This window comes from Candidatus Rokuibacteriota bacterium (genome assembly GCA_016209385.1).
Lineage (GTDB): Bacteria > Methylomirabilota > Methylomirabilia > Rokubacteriales > CSP1-6 > JACQWB01.
In genome coordinates this window covers 1-16,313 of the sequence record JACQWB010000128.1, presented here as the reverse complement: position 1 = coordinate 16,313, position 16,313 = coordinate 1, and the positions used below count along the sequence as shown (strand labels likewise).

15 protein-coding genes are annotated in these 16,313 nt (G+C 66.3%); 6 read left to right on the top strand and 9 right to left on the bottom strand.

Features of this window, described 5'->3' with window-relative positions; genetic code table 11:
- From HY726_08560 to murQ, 4 genes are all read right to left on the bottom strand, one after another.
- Window positions 1-1,775: GAF domain-containing protein (locus HY726_08560; protein ID MBI4609046.1), on the bottom strand; the 1,775-nt coding region annotated here is incomplete at its 3' end.
- Between the two features lie 14 nt (window positions 1,776-1,789).
- Window positions 1,790-2,791 carry an ABC transporter substrate-binding protein gene (locus tag HY726_08555; protein MBI4609045.1) on the bottom strand — a complete coding sequence of 334 codons (1,002 nt, stop codon included), beginning with the start codon at window positions 2,789-2,791 and terminating at the stop codon, window positions 1,790-1,792.
- Window positions 2,788-3,201 (bottom strand): response regulator, encoded by a 414-nt coding sequence (locus HY726_08550; GenBank protein ID MBI4609044.1) that lies wholly within the window; start codon window positions 3,199-3,201, stop codon window positions 2,788-2,790. The genes HY726_08555 and HY726_08550 overlap by 4 nt, the downstream gene beginning before the upstream one ends.
- A gap of 553 nt (window positions 3,202-3,754) precedes the next feature.
- Window positions 3,755-4,657 carry an N-acetylmuramic acid 6-phosphate etherase gene (gene murQ, locus HY726_08545; protein MBI4609043.1) on the bottom strand — a complete coding sequence of 301 codons (903 nt, stop codon included), beginning with the start codon at window positions 4,655-4,657 and terminating at the stop codon, window positions 3,755-3,757.
- A gap of 29 nt (window positions 4,658-4,686) precedes the next feature.
- Here murQ and HY726_08540 point away from each other — a divergent pair, with 29 nt between their 5' ends.
- From HY726_08540 to HY726_08530, 3 genes are all read left to right on the top strand, one after another.
- Entirely contained in the window at window positions 4,687-5,859 is a 1,173-nt protein-coding gene (locus HY726_08540) for a DUF1343 domain-containing protein (protein ID MBI4609042.1), read from the top strand.
- Window positions 5,856-7,382: a beta-N-acetylhexosaminidase gene (gene nagZ, locus HY726_08535; protein MBI4609041.1), complete on the top strand. Its 1,527-nt coding sequence runs from the start codon at window positions 5,856-5,858 to the stop codon at window positions 7,380-7,382. The genes HY726_08540 and nagZ overlap by 4 nt, the downstream gene beginning before the upstream one ends.
- Before the next feature lie 529 nt (window positions 7,383-7,911).
- Complete coding sequence (locus tag HY726_08530) at window positions 7,912-9,507, top strand: hypothetical protein (protein ID MBI4609040.1); 1,596 nt, start codon at window positions 7,912-7,914, stop codon at window positions 9,505-9,507.
- 39 nt (window positions 9,508-9,546) lie between these two features.
- Here the strand turns inward: HY726_08530 and HY726_08525 are convergent, their stop codons facing one another.
- From HY726_08525 to HY726_08515, 3 genes are all read right to left on the bottom strand, one after another.
- Window positions 9,547-9,891: a DUF5615 family PIN-like protein gene (locus HY726_08525; GenBank protein MBI4609039.1), complete on the bottom strand. Its 345-nt coding sequence runs from the start codon at window positions 9,889-9,891 to the stop codon at window positions 9,547-9,549.
- Window positions 9,888-10,304: a DUF433 domain-containing protein gene (locus tag HY726_08520; protein MBI4609038.1), complete on the bottom strand. Its 417-nt coding sequence runs from the start codon at window positions 10,302-10,304 to the stop codon at window positions 9,888-9,890. Before HY726_08520 ends, HY726_08525 begins: the two co-directional genes overlap by 4 nt.
- Window positions 10,305-10,432: 128 nt before the next feature.
- Window positions 10,433-11,941 (bottom strand): sodium/solute symporter, encoded by a 1,509-nt coding sequence (locus HY726_08515; protein ID MBI4609037.1) that lies wholly within the window; start codon window positions 11,939-11,941, stop codon window positions 10,433-10,435.
- A 121-nt stretch (window positions 11,942-12,062) separates the two neighbouring features.
- On the opposite strand from HY726_08515, the gene HY726_08510 reads away from it, so the two are divergent.
- The 3 genes from HY726_08510 to HY726_08500 all read left to right on the top strand — a co-directional run bounded on the left by HY726_08510 (window position 12,063) and on the right by HY726_08500 (window position 14,434).
- A complete protein-coding gene (locus HY726_08510; protein MBI4609036.1) occupies window positions 12,063-12,911 on the top strand; it encodes a hypothetical protein in 849 nt (282 codons plus the stop codon).
- Between the two features lie 301 nt (window positions 12,912-13,212).
- On the top strand, window positions 13,213-13,419 hold the full coding sequence (locus HY726_08505) for a hypothetical protein (protein ID MBI4609035.1): 207 nt from the start codon (window positions 13,213-13,215) through the stop codon (window positions 13,417-13,419).
- Between the two features lie 10 nt (window positions 13,420-13,429).
- Window positions 13,430-14,434 (top strand): GntR family transcriptional regulator, encoded by a 1,005-nt coding sequence (locus HY726_08500; GenBank protein MBI4609034.1) that lies wholly within the window; start codon window positions 13,430-13,432, stop codon window positions 14,432-14,434.
- 49 nt (window positions 14,435-14,483) lie between these two features.
- Here HY726_08500 and HY726_08495 read toward each other — a convergent pair whose 3' ends face one another.
- Together HY726_08495 and HY726_08490 are read right to left on the bottom strand one after the other, a co-directional pair.
- On the bottom strand, window positions 14,484-15,896 hold the full coding sequence (locus HY726_08495) for an APC family permease (GenBank protein ID MBI4609033.1): 1,413 nt from the start codon (window positions 15,894-15,896) through the stop codon (window positions 14,484-14,486).
- Window positions 15,893-16,117: a hypothetical protein gene (locus HY726_08490; protein MBI4609032.1), complete on the bottom strand. Its 225-nt coding sequence runs from the start codon at window positions 16,115-16,117 to the stop codon at window positions 15,893-15,895. The genes HY726_08495 and HY726_08490 overlap by 4 nt, the downstream gene beginning before the upstream one ends.
- Window positions 16,118-16,313 lie beyond the last annotated feature (196 nt).

Genomic DNA, 16,313 nt, shown 5'->3' with positions numbered 1-16,313 from the left:
TTGCTAGACTGTTCCATGGCTGACCTCCGTGCTTGTGGGTAGAATGTGCCGAGAGCACATTGCGGCTCTGGCCTCCCATAGGCTAACCCGCGTGGTGAGCCGGGGGTCAGCCTTTCGACGCGGAAGTCATAATGTCTAGCCACAGCCGGCGCAGTCTGGCTGGCAATCCCCTCGACCAGGCGAAGCTCCTCGGGAGCGAACCGCCGCTCGACCTCCCACCACACGGCCAGGAGCGCGCCGATGGGGCCTTCCTGCGTCGCCACGGGAACGCAGAGGACCGACCGGTGGGGAAACCGTCTGAAGATTTCCGGGTCGATGCGGAGGTCAGCCGAGGCGTCACTCGTGAAGACCGGTTTCTCAGACTCCCACGCCTCTTCCAGAAAGCGGTGGCCCCTGAGCGGGATTGGAAACGCCCTGAAGCTGTCACGGAGAGCCTGAGGAACATGGTAGCCGGCTACCGGCCGCAGGGCCGTTCCATCCGAGTCAGCCACGTAGGCTCCGACCATGTCGGCGTCGAGGAGCCGCGCAACCTCCCTGGCCACGCGCCGGAGGATTTCCGTGAGATCAAGCGTCGAGCCCACCGTCCCGGCGACCGTGAGGAGAACGGACAGCTCGCGGGTCCGCTCTTCAACGCGCGCCTCGAGGGTGCGGCTGTGACTCTCCAGCTGACGCCGCGACCGCAAGAGTTCATCGGCCATGAAGTTCACAGCCGACGCGAGGTTGGTCAGCTCGTCGGGGTGCTTCACCTCCACCCGGTGGGTCAGGTCCCCTCCTCCGATGGCCCGGGCTGCCTCCATCAGGCGGGTAACCGGCTTGCTGATTTCGTAGCAGAGGTCGAGGCCGAGCAGAAGCGCTACACCCGCGACCAAGGCGAGCACGGCAATGAGAACGACCCGAAACGTTCGGACGGGCGCTAACGCCTCGGCTTCGTCCACCTCGGCCATGAGGGCGACCCCGAGGTCCGGGAGCCCTCGGTAGGCTCCCACCACCGCGCGGTTCTCATGGTTGAGGTAGAGGCCGGTCCCCATCTCCCCGGCCAGAGCCCGCTTCACGCCCTCGGTGAAGACCGGCTTCCAGCCGTGTTCCGCACGTCCCAGCGATTCGGAGACGAAGTAGTTGAACTTGTTTACCAGGAAGGTGCGGCCAGTCTCGCCAAGGCCCGAGCGCTCGGCCATGAGCCGATCAAGGAATTTGAGATCGGCGCGCCCCACGAGGACCGCCACCGTGCGCCCTTGCGAATCAAGGACAGGCGCCGAGAACGCCATCACCGCCTTCCCCAGGACGATGGAGTAGTAGATGTGCTGAACGAACGGCCGCTCGCGACCTTCGCGGAAGTACGGCCTGTCCGTCTTGAACTTCCCCTCCTGCTCGGGGTCGCTGGAGAGCAGCACTTTCCCCTGCTCGGCATCCACGAGAAACATCTCGGTGAACTCCCCCGTGGTCCGGAGGCGATCCAGAATCTGCTGGAGCGCCTGGTACGACGCGGCTGCCTCCGGGTGCCCGGCTCGTTCTATGAGCGTGACGACATGCTGTTGAAAGGGAGGGATGGCGGCCCGCTGCTTGACATCGTTTCGCCGCTCCTTCATCCACTCCTCGATCTGCTGGCTTTTCAGCAACGCCACGGCGCTCAGGCGCTCCAGGATCTGAGCCTTGAGCGTCGCCACTCCCTGTTTGGAGACGACGACTCCTACCAGAGCCAGGGGGAGCACTGAGAGGAGGAAGAAAGCCCCCAGGAGCCTGGTCCTGAGACTGCCGAGCCTGAGGCGCGCGGCCATTGGCGCAGCGCTCCCTACCTTCTGGCCGCCTGCTCGAGGAACCGCGTGGTGTACGCCTTTTCCACCGCCAGTGAGCGAGACAGGATCTTCTGCTCCAGCATGATCTCCATCGCCTCCTCCCAGACTTCCCGCGTCATCCAGCCGATCGGATACTGGCCGGTATGAATGAGGGGGATGCTGGCCAGGAGCATGGCCATCTGCTTGTCACGCTTGAGCGTCGGATCCGCTTTGAGCGTGATTTCGCAGGCCTCCTCTGGGTTCTCGATGGCATGCCGCCACCCTCGGAGGGTGGCGCGGAGCCAGCGCTCGACGAGCGCCGGGTTACGACGGATCACGTCTTCCGACGTGAAGATAATGTCATCGTAGGTGTGGACACCGTAGTCATCCGGGAAGATGACCGTCACCTCGTGGCCGGCCAGGCGGGCGTCCACGGGCTGGTTCATGACGTAGCCGGCCCAAACTGGGACCTCGCCCTTATAAAACGGCGTCAGGTCGAAACTGTAGGGCGCGCGCCGCACTGAAGCGAAATCAAGGCCCAACCGCTTCATCACCGCCCTGAGGTGCATCTCGTGGGTAGGGGCGAAGGCGACGGCCTTCCCTGTGAAGTCCTTGGGGTGCTTGATCCCCGATCGCTTCAGCGCGAAGAAGCCTACCGGGCTCTTCTGGTAAATGGCCGCAATGGCCACAACCGGCACCCCTCTCCCCCGGTCCACTAGGAACTGGGTGTGACTCGTAATCCCAAACGTCGCCGCCCCCGACACCACCTGCTCGGCCGGCGACGGGGCCCCGACTTTCCAGGGGCGGTTCTCGACGACGAGCTTCTCCTTCGCGTAAAAGCCCTTCTTGTCGGCTACGTAGTTTCCGGCGAACTGGGTCTGATGGTGCCACTTGAGCTGGACGGTGACGGTCTCCGGCGTCTGGGCACCTGTCCCGTTCTCCGCGCCGAGGGCGACGAGGAGCAGGAGCGAGACAGCGATCGCCAGCTTCCATCGGTGTGTGGAGCGACTGCCGGTCATGACCCGAGCCCTCCTTCAGCGAGGCACCGGGCCATGGCCTTTGCGACGACGGCCTCGAGCATCTCGTAATCCGCCGGCTTCTGGGCGTAGTAGAGAACGCCGGCCTGGCGCGCGCGTATCTCCAGCTCCGGACGGTAGTCTGCGGTGGTCATCAGGACGCGGATCTCGGGATCCATCGCCTTGAGTCTGGAGGCCACTTGGTGGCCGGACCCGTCTTGAAGCGACACGTCGATGATCGCCAGCCCGAGCCTTCCGGTGCTGGCGAGGCGGAGAACGTCTTCGCCCGACGAGGTGTAGGAAGCCTGGAAGCCTCGCTGCCTCAAGTAGCTGGCGAGACGTCGCGCAACCGCGCTGTCCCCATCAGCGACAAGGATCAGGGGTGATTCGGTCGCTGGCGAATGTTGGCTCACACAGGTCGGGGAGGTGCAGGGCAGGTGCCAAGCGATCGAGGAGGGGAATCAACTGAAAATTAAGGAGATTTCAGCCTGTCTCGAAGGCCGCCGGGCACCGTCTGTGACGGCAGGTCCCTGCCAGATTGGCAGAAACCGGGAAGGCCGCGTAAGGGGACGCCGAGGCCTGGATGATCGAGCGCCGGCTTCGCCGGCGCAATCAACTGAGCCCTCGCGTGGCGGGGGACCTGCCTCACGGCATGGCCGACCCCGCCACGCTCGAACAACCTCCTTGGGGGAGGCTTCGGAAGGGGGGCTCCGCCCCCGTCAAAGTGTTGTAGGCGGGCGTGGGAGTAATGCGCTTCCAGCGCGGGCTTGGCCCGCGCAATTGACTCGGGCCTCGCCTCGTCGCTGGCGCAGGCGATGAAGCTGCCTGCGCCGAAGCGCCTCGTCTCGAACTACCACGCCCGCGGCTCGTCGGCAGCCCCTCGGCTCGTACCACCATTCCTGGGGGAGGCCTCGGAGGGGGACACCCACGCCTTCGGCGCGGGTACCCGGGCCCCCGCCGATTGTCTCAACCGCGCCCGAGGCCGCCTCTCAACGACCCGCCGACCCGGGCAAGCTCCCGCCGCGCCTCCCGGGCGCTCAGACGCCGCCGAGCCATCAGGATCGCGACCTTCACCTGGCCGTCGGCAGCCTCGAGGAACCGGCGCGCCCGGGCTCCGCTCGTCCCTCCCAGCTCGCGAATCAGCTTCTCGGCCCGCGCCCTGAGCTTCCGCGATGTCGGACGGAGGTCCACCATCCGGTTGGCGTAAACCTTTCCGAGACTGACCATGCTGGCCGTAGTCAGCATGTTCAGGATCATCTTCGTCGCGCTGCCGGCCTTCAGCCGGGTCGAGCCAGCCAGGATCTCAGGCCCGACGCGCGGGCCGATCACGAGGTCGGCGTGCCGGCCGACGGGGCTCAACGGGTTTGTCGCGACGAGAACGGTGCGAGCCCTCCGCCGCCTGGCCTCCCGCAGCGCGGCCCTGACAAAGGGCGTGACCCCGCTCGCCGAAACCCCCACGACGACGTCCCCTGCCCGCACGCATCGCCGGATCGCTCGCCGCGCCTCGCCCTCCCGATCCTCAGCCCCTTCCCGCGAACGAAAGACCGAAGGCCTGCCCCCGGCCATGATCGCCTGGACCAACGCCGGCGGCGTCCCGAAGGTCGGCGGGCACTCGGCGGCCTCGAGAACGCCGAGCCGGCCGCTCGTGCCGGCACCGACGAACACCAGGCGACCGCCGTGTCTCAGGCATTCCGTGATCAACTCGACCGCTCGGGCGATCGGACGACCCGCGCGGCGGACCGCTGCCAGGACGAACCGGTCCTCACGGTTCATGAGGCTCACGATGGCGAGCGGGGAGAGCCGGTCCAGGTTTCGGCTCCTCGGATTGTCCTGCTCGGTTGGAAGCCGCTCGTAGGCGATTCTGCGCATGGCCCCCGCCCATACTACTATAGGAGCGCATGACGCGCGTTCGAGTCGGGCTGGAGACGCTCCTCGCTGACCACACTCGGCTCCTCAAAGGCAAGCGGATCGGCCTCGTCGCCCACCAGGCGTCGGTAGACGGCTCCCTCCAGCACGCGATCACGCTCCTCCGGTCGCTGCGCGCCGTCAGGCTGTCAACGCTCTTCGCCCCCGAGCATGGCCTCTCAGGCGCGGCCCAGGACCACGCGCGGATCCCCAACGCGCGTGACCCGCGCACAGGCTGTCGGGTCTGGAGCCTTTACGGCCGGCGCCGAGCGCCCACAGCCGAGATGCTCAGGGACCTCGACCTCCTGGTGCTCGACCTCCAGGAGGTCGGAGCCCGCTACTACACGTTCGTCTGGACGATGGCCCTCACGCTGGCCGCCTGCGGGCGCTCGGGGATCCCGCTCGTCGTCCTCGATCGCCCTAACCCGCTGGGAGGCCTGCTCACCGAGGGCAACGTCCTCGACCCCCGCTTCGCCTCGTTCGTGGGCCTCTACCCGGTCCCCGTCGTCCACGGAATGACGATGGGAGAGCTGGCGGGCCTCCTCAACGCGCGCTTCGGCCTCGGGGCGAGGCTCGAGGTCGTGCCCATGCGGGGCTGGCGACGCAGGATGCTCTGGGAGGAGACCGGCCTTCCCTGGGTTGCCCCCTCGCCGAACATGCCGACGCCGGACACCGCGCGGGTTTATCCCGGCGCCTGCCTGGTGGAAGGCACCAACCTCTCAGAGGGACGCGGCACGACCCGCCCGTTCGAGTACATCGGCGCGCCCTTCCTCGACCCTCACGCGTGGGCCGAGGCGCTTAACCGTGAGCCGCTCCCCGGGGTCCACTTCCGCCCGTGCTACTTCCGGCCGACCTTCCACAAGTACGCGGGCCGGCTCTGCGGCGGAGTCCAGTGGCACGTCCTCGATCCCGCCCGCTTCAAGCCGTACCTGACGGGGCTGGCAGTGATCGCGACCGCCCGCAGGCTCGCACCGAAACGCTTCGCGTGGCGAAAGCCCCCGTATGAGTTCGAGGGGAAGAAGCTTCCCATCGACCTCCTGTGCGGGACGGCCAGGATCCGTCGCCAGATCGAAGCCGATCGGCCGCTCCGGCAGATCGAGGAGTCCTGGCAGTCCGAGCTGGCCCGCTTCAGGCGGCTGCGCCAGCCCTTCCTCCTCTACCGGTGACGCTCGAGGACCTCGTCGGTCAGCGGTTGATGTTCGGGCTCTCGGGGCCGAGGCTCCGCACCGAAGACGTCCGCCTGTTCCGCGAGACCGGCGCCGGAGGGCTCATCCTCTACCGCCGGAATTTCGAGTCCGCCGCGCAGCTCGTCGGCTTGATCACCGAGCTCGAGGCGGCCCTCGGCCGCCGCCTCCTGATCGCCACGGACCACGAGGGCGGCCGGGTCGTCATGCTGCGCGACGCCGTGACGATCTTCCCCGACAACCTGGCCGTCGGGGCCTCGGGCGATCCGCTCTTCGCCCGCCGCCAGGGCCAGCTCGAAGCGCGAGAGCTCCGACGCCTCGGCGTTGACCTGAACCTCGCGCCGGTGCTGGATGTCCTGACCGAGGCCTACAGTCCCAACATCGGGATCCGCTCCTACGGCAAGGACGCGATGCTGGTGGCGAAGTGCGGGACGGCCAGGATCCGCGGGATGCAGGGCGGCGGGCTCTCGGCCTGCGCCAAGCACTTCCCCGGAAAGGGCCACGCTGCCGTGGACGCGCACCTCAGCCTCCCCACGATCCCGTCAACGTGGGACGAGATGCGACGCGTCCACCTCGTCCCCTTCGTCGCCGCCATCGAGGCCGGGGTCCACGCCGTCATGACCTCCCACCCGCTCTATCCCAACCTGGACCCTGCGCCCCGGACCCCCGCGACGTTCTCGACGCGCCTCGTGAAGGGCCTCCTGAGAGACGAGCTGGGCTTCACCGGAGTGGCCGTGAGCGATGACCTCGAGATGGGTGCCGTTGCCGAGCTGTGCGCGGTCGGCGAGGCCGCCGTGAAGGCCGCAGAAGCCGGCCACGACCTGCTTCTCGTCTGCCACACCGAGAGCGCCCAGCGTCAGGCCCGGGCGGCGCTCGTCGACGCGTATCGGGCGAGGCAGCTCCCGCTGAGCGAGCTGGAGGCCAGCGTCGAGCGCATCGCCAGCCTCAAGGCGTTGCGCCCGGTCCGGTTCGAGGGAGGCCCGCCCCGGGCCGAGCCCGACGGCGCCGCGCTCGCGAGGGCCATGGCCACGTGGGCAGCGACTCGCCTGACGCCCGAACCGGTCGGCTTCCGCCAGCGGCTCAACGGGCGCGTGGCGGTGATATTCCCGAGATTTTCCGAGCTGGCCGACCGGATCACCATTGAGCCCCAGCTCCTGGATGAGGCCGAGTACATCTCGAGGGCCTTCGCGCCTTACGGCGTGAGCCCCGAGGTCCAGCTGGTTCCGATCGAGCCTGATCAGGAGGACATCACGCGGGCAGGCGAGCTGGTCGCGCGAGCCGACGCGGCGATCCTCTTCCTCTTCGACGCCCACCTCTACCCGTCGAACAAACAGCTTCTGGACCGGCTCCAGAAAACGGCACGGGCCCTGGCCGTGGTCCTCCTCCGCGACCCGTACGACGCCGAGCTCCTGGCGCCCGGCGTCCTTGGCCTCACCGCTTTCGGCTTCCGCGCCTGCCAGCTCGAGGCCGTCCTCGCCCGCCTCCTGTCGGGTCTCGCCTCGTGACGGGCCTGCCTCCCGGATTCGAGCGCGGGCTTGGCCCGCGCAATCCAGGGGTGAGGCATCGGAAGGGGGGCGAAGCCCCCCTCCGAGTGATGGCCGACGTCCCTCGGCTCGAACTTCAGCGCCTGAGCAGCTCTGGAGATCTCCGAGACCCCTGGGAGTCTTTTGTCTCGGCCCGCCACTTTCAATGATAGGCCGAGGCCGTTTCTCGATGCCTTATTCAGAATCGATCCTGGCGCCTCCCGGACAACGCCCGGCCCGCACTCAGGGCATGAGAACCCGGAAAAAAGGAGTTGAGCGTCCCACTGTGATGGAGTAGACATTCACTAACGACAGAGTCCCTGGGGCGGCGGAATGTTTCTGAAAACCTCTGGGGGAAGAATCGTGAAAAACGCCTGCAGCTATTGAAATCCGTTGACACGGACGCGAAACCGATCGGATTCTGATTGAAGTTGGTTGGCGTGAGGGCATCCCAGTCCCGTCAACCATCGGAACGCAACGGAAGACCCTCCTGCAATTAGAGGCGATCTCGATGGTTACTGCCGGAGCCGCCACGGCTCGACTCGTTCCATTGTTGGGCGTGGGCGGTTTGGTCACGTGGCTCATCGCATCCAATTTCAAGCCCGATGTCCCTCCGCTTGCAATAACGCGGATCCAGGCTCAGACCATCGCGGAGCAGGCCCTGGCGGAACGCGGCATCCAACTGCGTCCACCTTGGACGATATACGTCGAGGTCCAAGGTCAACCCGAAAAGGCAGATCGATTCGTCTGGCAAAAAGGAGGGACAGCCGCGTATTTAAAACTGATGGGCACTTACCTGCGACCACCTCACTTTCGGATTCGCTTCGCCGTCGGCCAGGCCACCCCAGAATTCGAGGTATACGACATATTCGTTGATGGCACCGGGAACGTTTTTCGATTCAATCATTCGTGGGCAGCCACAAGACCCCCGAAGGGCCTTGTAAAGAAGGTTTCCCGAGATGAAGCGCGAACGATCGCGCACTCCGTTCTTTGGTCGAATTACAACCTCGATCCGACGGCCTTGCCGGAAGTGTCAGTGTTCGAACTGGAACGCCCGGCGTATTACGATTGGAAATTCGTATTTGAAGACGCCCAGAGCTACCCGATCAAGGAAGGGCAGGCGCGAATCGCCATCTCCATTGCTGGCAACGAAGCGGTCGACACTGAAAGATATGTCCAGGTTCCCGTCCGTTGGTTCACTGGGGAAATTGAGCGAAGCAGGAGCATACTCGGATATCAGTTAATTTGCGGCGCCCTGACTGCCATGTTGGTGTTAATAGCTACTGTTGGCGCGATACTCCGATGGGTTCGTGTTCGAGGTTTTCCTACGCGACTATTTCTGGGGTTCCTCTCAGGTATTTCTGTACTCAATGTTGTCTCTTTTGCAGCGCCGCCTCTAGGCGGCTTCCCCGTGCGCTCCTCGGAATCGCTCAATCTAGGATTTTACTTTGGCGCTACTACAATCCTTGCCTTGCTTACATCTTCCGTCATGGCTCTCTTTGCAGCGCTGATTCACGCTTGGGATATTCGGCCCATCCCATTGGGACGTGGCAAGGCTCTTTTGTGGGGACTATCGTTGGGAGCCTTAGGCGCTGGTTTCGTAGAAATTGTACGTATGGTTAGCTCTCCTCTCCGACGACTGTGGCCGGATTACGGCCCCGCCGGCCTTTTCTTCCCTTTAGTCGGAACCATTTTCCTTTCCATGGCATGGTACGTATTTCAAGTGCTGTTCATCATGACCGTTTTGATGTCAGCCAATCGCCTGACAGAGAATTGGACGCGAAGAATAGCCGTGGGCATAGCACTGTTCATCCTGCTAGGGTTTACGATTACCGGGACAGACGAGACATTACAAGATTGGTTAGTCGCGGGATCTATGCTCGGTATATTGATCAGCGTGGTCTGCATTTATGTACTGCAATACTATGTTGCGCTGGTACCTCTAGCGCTCGGCACTATGTCTGTCTTAAATATGCTCAAGCAAGGGTTCTACCAAGCCTATCCCGAAGCTCTCCCAGGTGCCATCATCGGAGCTGTACTCGTTAGTTCCCTCGCATACTATTGGTTCCAGGCTCTCGCCAGATACGGCTCAAAGCCTACCTCATGAATTCCTGAGAAGCGGAGCCGGGACCCCGCAGCCTTCCCCCTAAAGGTAAATCACGTCGTACCCACCAAGACCTCGCGGAAACTGTTTCGTAAGCCGAGTCAAGGCGTCGGCAATGGCTCCTGTTTCAAATCCCCGGATGCTCGGGGGACAGAGGATTATTCCAGCATGGGGCTCTTGTCGGCGGACGGCATCTTGGGCGAGGACGACAAAATGGCGAACATTTCTGGTGACCAAGCACCGCCCCGCACGTCCTGCATACGCGAGCTGCTCCCGGTCCGACAACTGGACGTTTCCTGGCTCGAAAGCGCTTACCGCGTCAATCCCCCTCTTCCGAAGCCGCTTGGCAATCTGAGGAGAGAGATCCTCATCAAGGTAGAACTTCATGCGGTGCGCACTAACCCGGGCACCTTGGCCTGGACAGCCTTTCGGGTCAGCGCCGCATTTTCCGCGATTTCGGCGTCAATCTCCTGAGGGTACCGGCTGTAGTAAAGCAGGCAGGCTTTCACCTGGGCGGCAGAGAGCCGGGGGAACGACTTTCGTAGCGCCTGCTCATTCTTTCCGCCGGCCTTGTAGTCGCGGATGACCTCCCAAGCCCCGAGGCCGGTGCCAGCGAGCTTGGCTTCCCGTCCTCCGGGCTCATCGGCGAAGTAGATCCCGGGACACTCGCGCATCCGCAAGGCCTCCTCGATCAGGTCCTGGGTCACCTGCGAGAAGGAGCGTCGCGTCCGCCGCGCGATCCGGTCGATCTCGGCGCGCAATCCCGGTCGAAGGCGCAGCGTTTTTGTAGGCGTCGTCATGGCCGCAGCGTACTCGCGCACAGTGTAACACACTGTGTTGCCGCATCGTACCAAATTGAAAACCCAGAAATCGGAACTCACGCTTCAGCATCTTAGGGAGATCCCATCATGCTCTCTCCTGATCCGGCCTACTCCATCTCCCTTCCAGGGTGGGGGTCGAGGAGAGGGCCGAGGAGCCAGGCCAGGATCAGCGTCCCGGCAGTGCCGAATATCACGAGCCAGCTCCAGCCGAGCGGCAGGACCTTCGTCTCGGACAGGACCAGGAGGCCCAGGTTCACCAGCGCCATGACCACCATGGCCGCCACGTTGGCCCGGTTGGCGGCGCGCGCAGTCAGGAGCCCCAGAAGAAAGACGCCGAGGAGCGAGCCGAAGGTGACCCCGGCGATCTTGAACGCGAGCCAGAGGATCTGCTCGAAGAACGAGAAGGCGTAGGCGAGCCCGCCGAGAACCAGGCCGAACACGACCACGGCCACGCGCGAGACCAGGAGGTAGTGGGCCTCGCCCCCCGCGCGGTGGAGGAGCGGCCGGTAGATGTCGGTGACAAACGAGGCGGACAGCGAGCAGAGCGGCGAGTCGATGCTCGCCAGCACAATGGCCGAGAGCATGAGCCCGCGCAGCACGACCGGCATCGCCGACTCGATGAAGTGAGGGAAGATGTTGTCGGGGCGGGGCACGGGGAGGTCAGGCCGCTGGGCGTAGTAGGTGTAGAGGCCCGCGCCGATCCCCAGATAGATGATCAGCGTCAGGAGCGTGCCCAGCGGAGTGAGGGCCAGGGTCCGCTGGCTCTTCCGGCGGGTCTCGACCGTCAGGAGGCGCTGCATCAGGTCGTGATCGGTCCCGAAGGCGGCGGCGCAGCCCACAACCCCGTTCAGGAGTGCGAGCCAGACGATGTTGGGGTCGGTGAGGACCCGGCTCCAGAAGTCGGAGGCCCCGGGCGCGGGCCCCCAGTTGATCAAATTGAGCCTCCCCGCGGCCCCCGCCACGGAGACGATCGCCGTCAACCCGCCGTCAATCTGCCAGGTGAGAAACACTAGCGTCGCAGCGCCGCCGACCAGGAAGACGAGCGCCTGAAAGACGTTGGTCCAGACGACCGCCTTCACGCCTCCCGCCGCGATGTAGAGGATGGACACCACGGTGAAGAGGGCGATCGTCGGCACGATGTGCCAGCCGATCAGAATCGAGACCGCCAGGCAGGCGGCCATGAGGCGGACCCCGGAGCCCAGGAGGCGCGTGATGAAGAAGAAGATCGACCCGGTGACCTGGGTGGCCTGGCCGAAGCGGTGACGGAGGAACTCGTAGATGGTGGTGCAGTCGTAGCGGTAGAAGGCGGGGATGAAGAGGAAGGCCACGGCGAACTTGGCCAGGCTGCAGCCGACGAAGAACTGGAAGTACTCCCAGTTCTCGCTGTAGGCGGTGGCCGGCACCGAGATGATCGTGACCGCGCTGATCTCGGTGGCGAGGAACGACAGGCACGCGGCCCACCACGGCACCCGGCGGCGCGCGAGGAAGAAGTCTACCGTGTCGCGCTGCTCGCGGGTGAAGCTGACGCCGACGAGGATCAGGCAGCCGAGCGCGAGGATCAGGACGGCGTAGTCGGGCCACGAGAGCGCGCTGCCGCCGGGGAACCAGGACGCCATGGATCTGGGCCATGATACCCCAGCTGCCTCCCGTGACGGTGCTGAGATGCGGGACCCGCGTCTCGAAATTTGCTCTCCCGCCGCCCTCGCGCCAGGTCAGAATGGAAGCTGAGGAGGTGCCGTGTCAGGGAGACGACGGTCTCGACGCCTGATCGCCGTGGGAGGTGACCTCGGCGGGACCTGGATCCGGGTTCTGGCTCTCAGCTCCGACGGCGGGCGACTCCGATCCTTCACGGGCGCAGCTCCGGACCTGGTGAGCCTGCCGAAGTTCCTCCGGTCGCTCTTCAGACGCTGGCGGGTTACGCCCGCTCAGGTGGGAGCTCTCGTAATCGCTACCAGAGGAGTCTGGACCGCCCCAGAGCGGCGACGGCAGGCGCGGCGGCTCCGCAACCTGGCGCGGAAGGTCACGGTGCTCCCCGACGTCGAGGCCGCCTACCTCGGGGCGCTCGGCGACACCCCGGGGCTCCTGGTGCTGGCCGGGACAGGCTCCATCGTCCTCGGCCGGAACCCGCGCGGGCGATGGATCCGTCGAGGAGGGCTGGGCCCGCTCCTCGGCGACGAGGGCTCGGCCTTCTGGATCGGGCGGGAGTGGCTCAAGGCAACCAAGCGCGGTGAGCGCTTCGAAACGCTCCGGCCTCTTGTGCGGTTTCCTGATGCCGCAGCGCGGGTTGCCAGGGCCGCCGTGCGTGTCCTCGCCCGGGCCAGGACCGGGAACAGGATCGCGAGGCGCATCGTCGCCGAGGCCCAACGACATCTGGCGCTCCAGGTGAGAGAGGTCGCCAGCGCGCTTTCCCTCCGCCCTCCGATCGCGGTGAGCTGGGCCGGCCGGCTCTTGGAGGATCGCGGGTTCAGAGCCGGAGTCTGGAGGGCTCTCAGGCGTGGCGGGCTCTCCCTCCGCGTGGTCCCGCCCCGGGAGGCTCCGGTCCTGGCAACCGCCCGTCTGGCTCTTACCCTCAGCCAGCGCCGGTAATCTCCGACCCTGTCTGGCCGCTGCGGGTTGGAGCGCCCCCTTGGTTTCACAGCCAAGGTTGAGGATTAAGGCACTTACGGCCCCTCACCCCGTGATTCTCTTGGTGCACGGCCACCGGTCAGAGGCTCCTGGTTCGTTTTCGGGGACCGAATTCGTTTCTTCCCCTATAGGGTGAGCTTGGGAAGGAATCGAATTCGGGGTAGCCCGGCAGCGTGTTCTGAGGCAGCCTCGCTACTTTTGGCTTGACAGCCCGAACCATTTGTCCTAGCGTACTAGTACACTAAAATTCTAGGGGGCCGTCATGAACCTTTACGAGCTCGAGTGGCATATCAAGGACCGACTGAGACAAGACCGGGAGTTCGCTGCCCACCAGGCCATGCTCGGCCAGGCCCTGGCCGGTCGCCCGGGGATCAGGCTCAGGTTCGGAATCCTCCTGATCCGGCTGGGCACCTGGCTCAGGGACAGCGCGAAGGAGGCCGACACCGAGGTTGAGCGTGTCACGGCGTGAGCCCCTGCGTTTGGTTCCGCCCGTAGGTTTGCAGGTCAACCGGGAGATCTCCGTACCCGTCCACCTTCAGCTCAAAACCCAGATCCGCCACCTGATCACGACCGGGAGCCTGAAGCCGGGCGGCCAGCTCCCGACCGTCCGCCAGCTGGCGGGCTACCTCCGGATCAATCCGAACACGGCGGCGAAGGCGCTGGCGGAGCTCCACCAGGACGGGTACCTCGAGAGCCGTCCGGGGCGCGGCACCTTCGTCGCGGAGCGCCCGCCGGCCCGCGAACGCCGCACGGCCCAGAGCCTCGCGCAGGTCGTCGACCAGGGGCTGGAACGTGCGCGACGGCTCGGCTATTCCGCGGACGAGTTCCTGGCGACGGTGGCGGCGCGGGCTCCCGTTGCCGGAGCGAGGAAGGCCAAGCGGACCCGCGCGCTGCTCGTCGAGTGCAACTGGGAAGAGATCTCGCGCTTCGGCGAGGAGCTGGAGGCCGAGCTGCCGCTCTCGGTCGAGCGCCTGCTCGTGGACGACCTGCCTGAGCGGGTTCGGCGGGACCCGGCCTTCGCGCGCCGGTTCGCCGTCGTGATCACGACGTTCTTCCACGTCCACGAGGTCAAGCGGGCCCTGGCCGCCGAGTCGATCCCCGTGGTAGCGCTCCTCACGGAAACCAGCATCTCGACCCTGCTGCGCCTCAGCGAGCTTCCCGAAGGCAGCACGGTGGGCCTGGTGTGCGCCACGGCGCAGGGGAGCCAGAACCTCCTCCGCTCCGTCGAGTCCGCGGGGCTCGCCGATCTCCGGCCCGTCCTGGCCACCGCCGACGACCCCTGGAGCATCACGCGGATGCTGGAGGCCACCTCCGTCGTGGTCTGCTCGGAGCAGGCGGTCGAGAAGCTCCGCACCGTGCTCCCGCCGACCGCCGAGGTCATCGTCGACAGCCGCACCCTGGACCGCGGGGGACTCGACCTCCTGCGGGACCTGCTCGGAAGACTCGACGCGCCCCGCGCCGGACGCGAGTGGATGACCGGGTGACTCACGCCTCGGCGTTCCGCCTCGGAGCCTCTCGAGCGCCCACCCACTCCTACGGAGTGGGTACCCGGCCGGCGCAACCTGTCCTGGGGGGAGGTCCGGAAGGGGCGGGTACCCGCGCCGAAGGCGTGGGTGGCCCCCCTCCGGGTTCCCTGGCGAAGGCCCGGTAGGCCACGGGCCCGCTCAGCGCGGCGACCACGCCCGCCAGCGTGTTGCCCCAGCTGCTGGTCGCCACCGCCAGAAGCGCCAGGAGGCTCGGCAGCGCCACCACGAGGAGCGCGCCGGCCACTCCGCCGGGAACCCGCCAGGGGCGCGGAAGCCCGGGCTCCCGGAGCCGAATCGCGAGGAACGCCGCCAGCTCGATCACGAGCGCGAGGGAGTAGAGCCACACGTCGAGGACCACCAGCTCGGTGAACGGCAGGAGGGCCAGGACGCTGTAGACCACGCTCGAGGCCACGATGGCCACCCACGGCGTGGCGTAGCGCGGGTGGAGCCATCCCAGCGAGCGAGGCAGGAGGCGGTCCTGGCCGAGGACGAAGGGCAGGCGCGAGTTGGTCAGGAGATTCGACAGGAAGAGGCCGGCCGCGCTCAGAAGCGCAGCGAGGGTGATCCAGCCGGCGAGCCAGCGCCCGCTGACCGCCGCCCCGATCTCGGCGAGGGACCCGGATCGCCAGCGCTCCGGCCGCGGCTCCGCGCCGAGCCCCACCGCCACGGTGAGCGCGTACGTCAGCACGACGAGAGGCAGGCTGAGCCAGAGCGCGCGACGGTAGGTGGCCTCGGGACTCCGCGTCTCGCCGAGGCAGGTCGTAGGGTTGTCCCAGCCCGAGTAGTTCCACATCATCACCGCGAGCCCGACCCCGAGCCCTTGGACGAGCCCGCTCCCCTCGGAAGCCAACGGCAGGCTGCCCAGCTCACCGAGTCTCCCCATCCCGAGGATCCCCAGGCCGATCACGGGGGAAAACGCCACGGCTCCCAGGAGCACGGCGCTCCATCCGACCAGGCGCACGCCACGGAGGTTCAGGAGCGTCAGGCTCCAGACAAAGGCGAGAGCCACCGACCAGCGAACCGCCGGGGTGATGCCCGGAAGCCAGTGGCTCAGATAATCGACGAACAGGACAGGGTAGAGCCCGACATCCACGAAGCCCCCGACCCAGCTCCACCAGCCCACCTGGAACGCCCAGAACGGGCCGAACGCGCGCTTGACCCAGCTCACGTAGCCGCCCTCCTCCGGAAGCGCCGAGCTCAGCTCGGCCATGGCGACGGCCACGGGAAGGCTCCAGAGCAGCGGCGTGAGGAGGAGCAGCAGGAGGGTGAGGCCGGGGCCGAACGTGGAAACCGCATCTTCGATCCCGTAGGGGCCGCCGCTCACGTTGAAGAAGATCACGGCCGTGAGCGGGAGGAGCGAGAGCTCGCGCCGGAGCAGGGGAGGGGCCGGGAGCAGGGGAGGGGAAGGATCGGAGGTCACGCCGCCGTCGCCTGGCGGATCAGCTCGGGGAGCCGCTGGACCCATTCCTCGATGGGCACCTCGGCGTCCACCGTGATCTCGATCTTCCCGTTCGGCAGCCGCCGCACCCGTCCCGGGGAGGCGGGCCCGAGCGGGATCACGAGCGCCTCCCGGTGAATGCCGAGGGCGTCGGTCACAGCGAAGATTCGCTCGATCTCTTTCATCGTGACGATCTCGAGCACCGGCTCACCCTCCTCGGACAATCGGAGGGGGCCTCGACGGCCCCCTCCGAGGCCTCCCCCAGGAACACTTGTAGTTCGAGCGTGGCGGGTTCGGCCATGCCGTGAGGCAGGCCACCCGCCGCGCGAGTCCCGAGTTGGTTGCGCGGGCGAAGCCCGCGCTCGCACGGCGTTACTCCGACCCGCTCGTCGCCCGAGC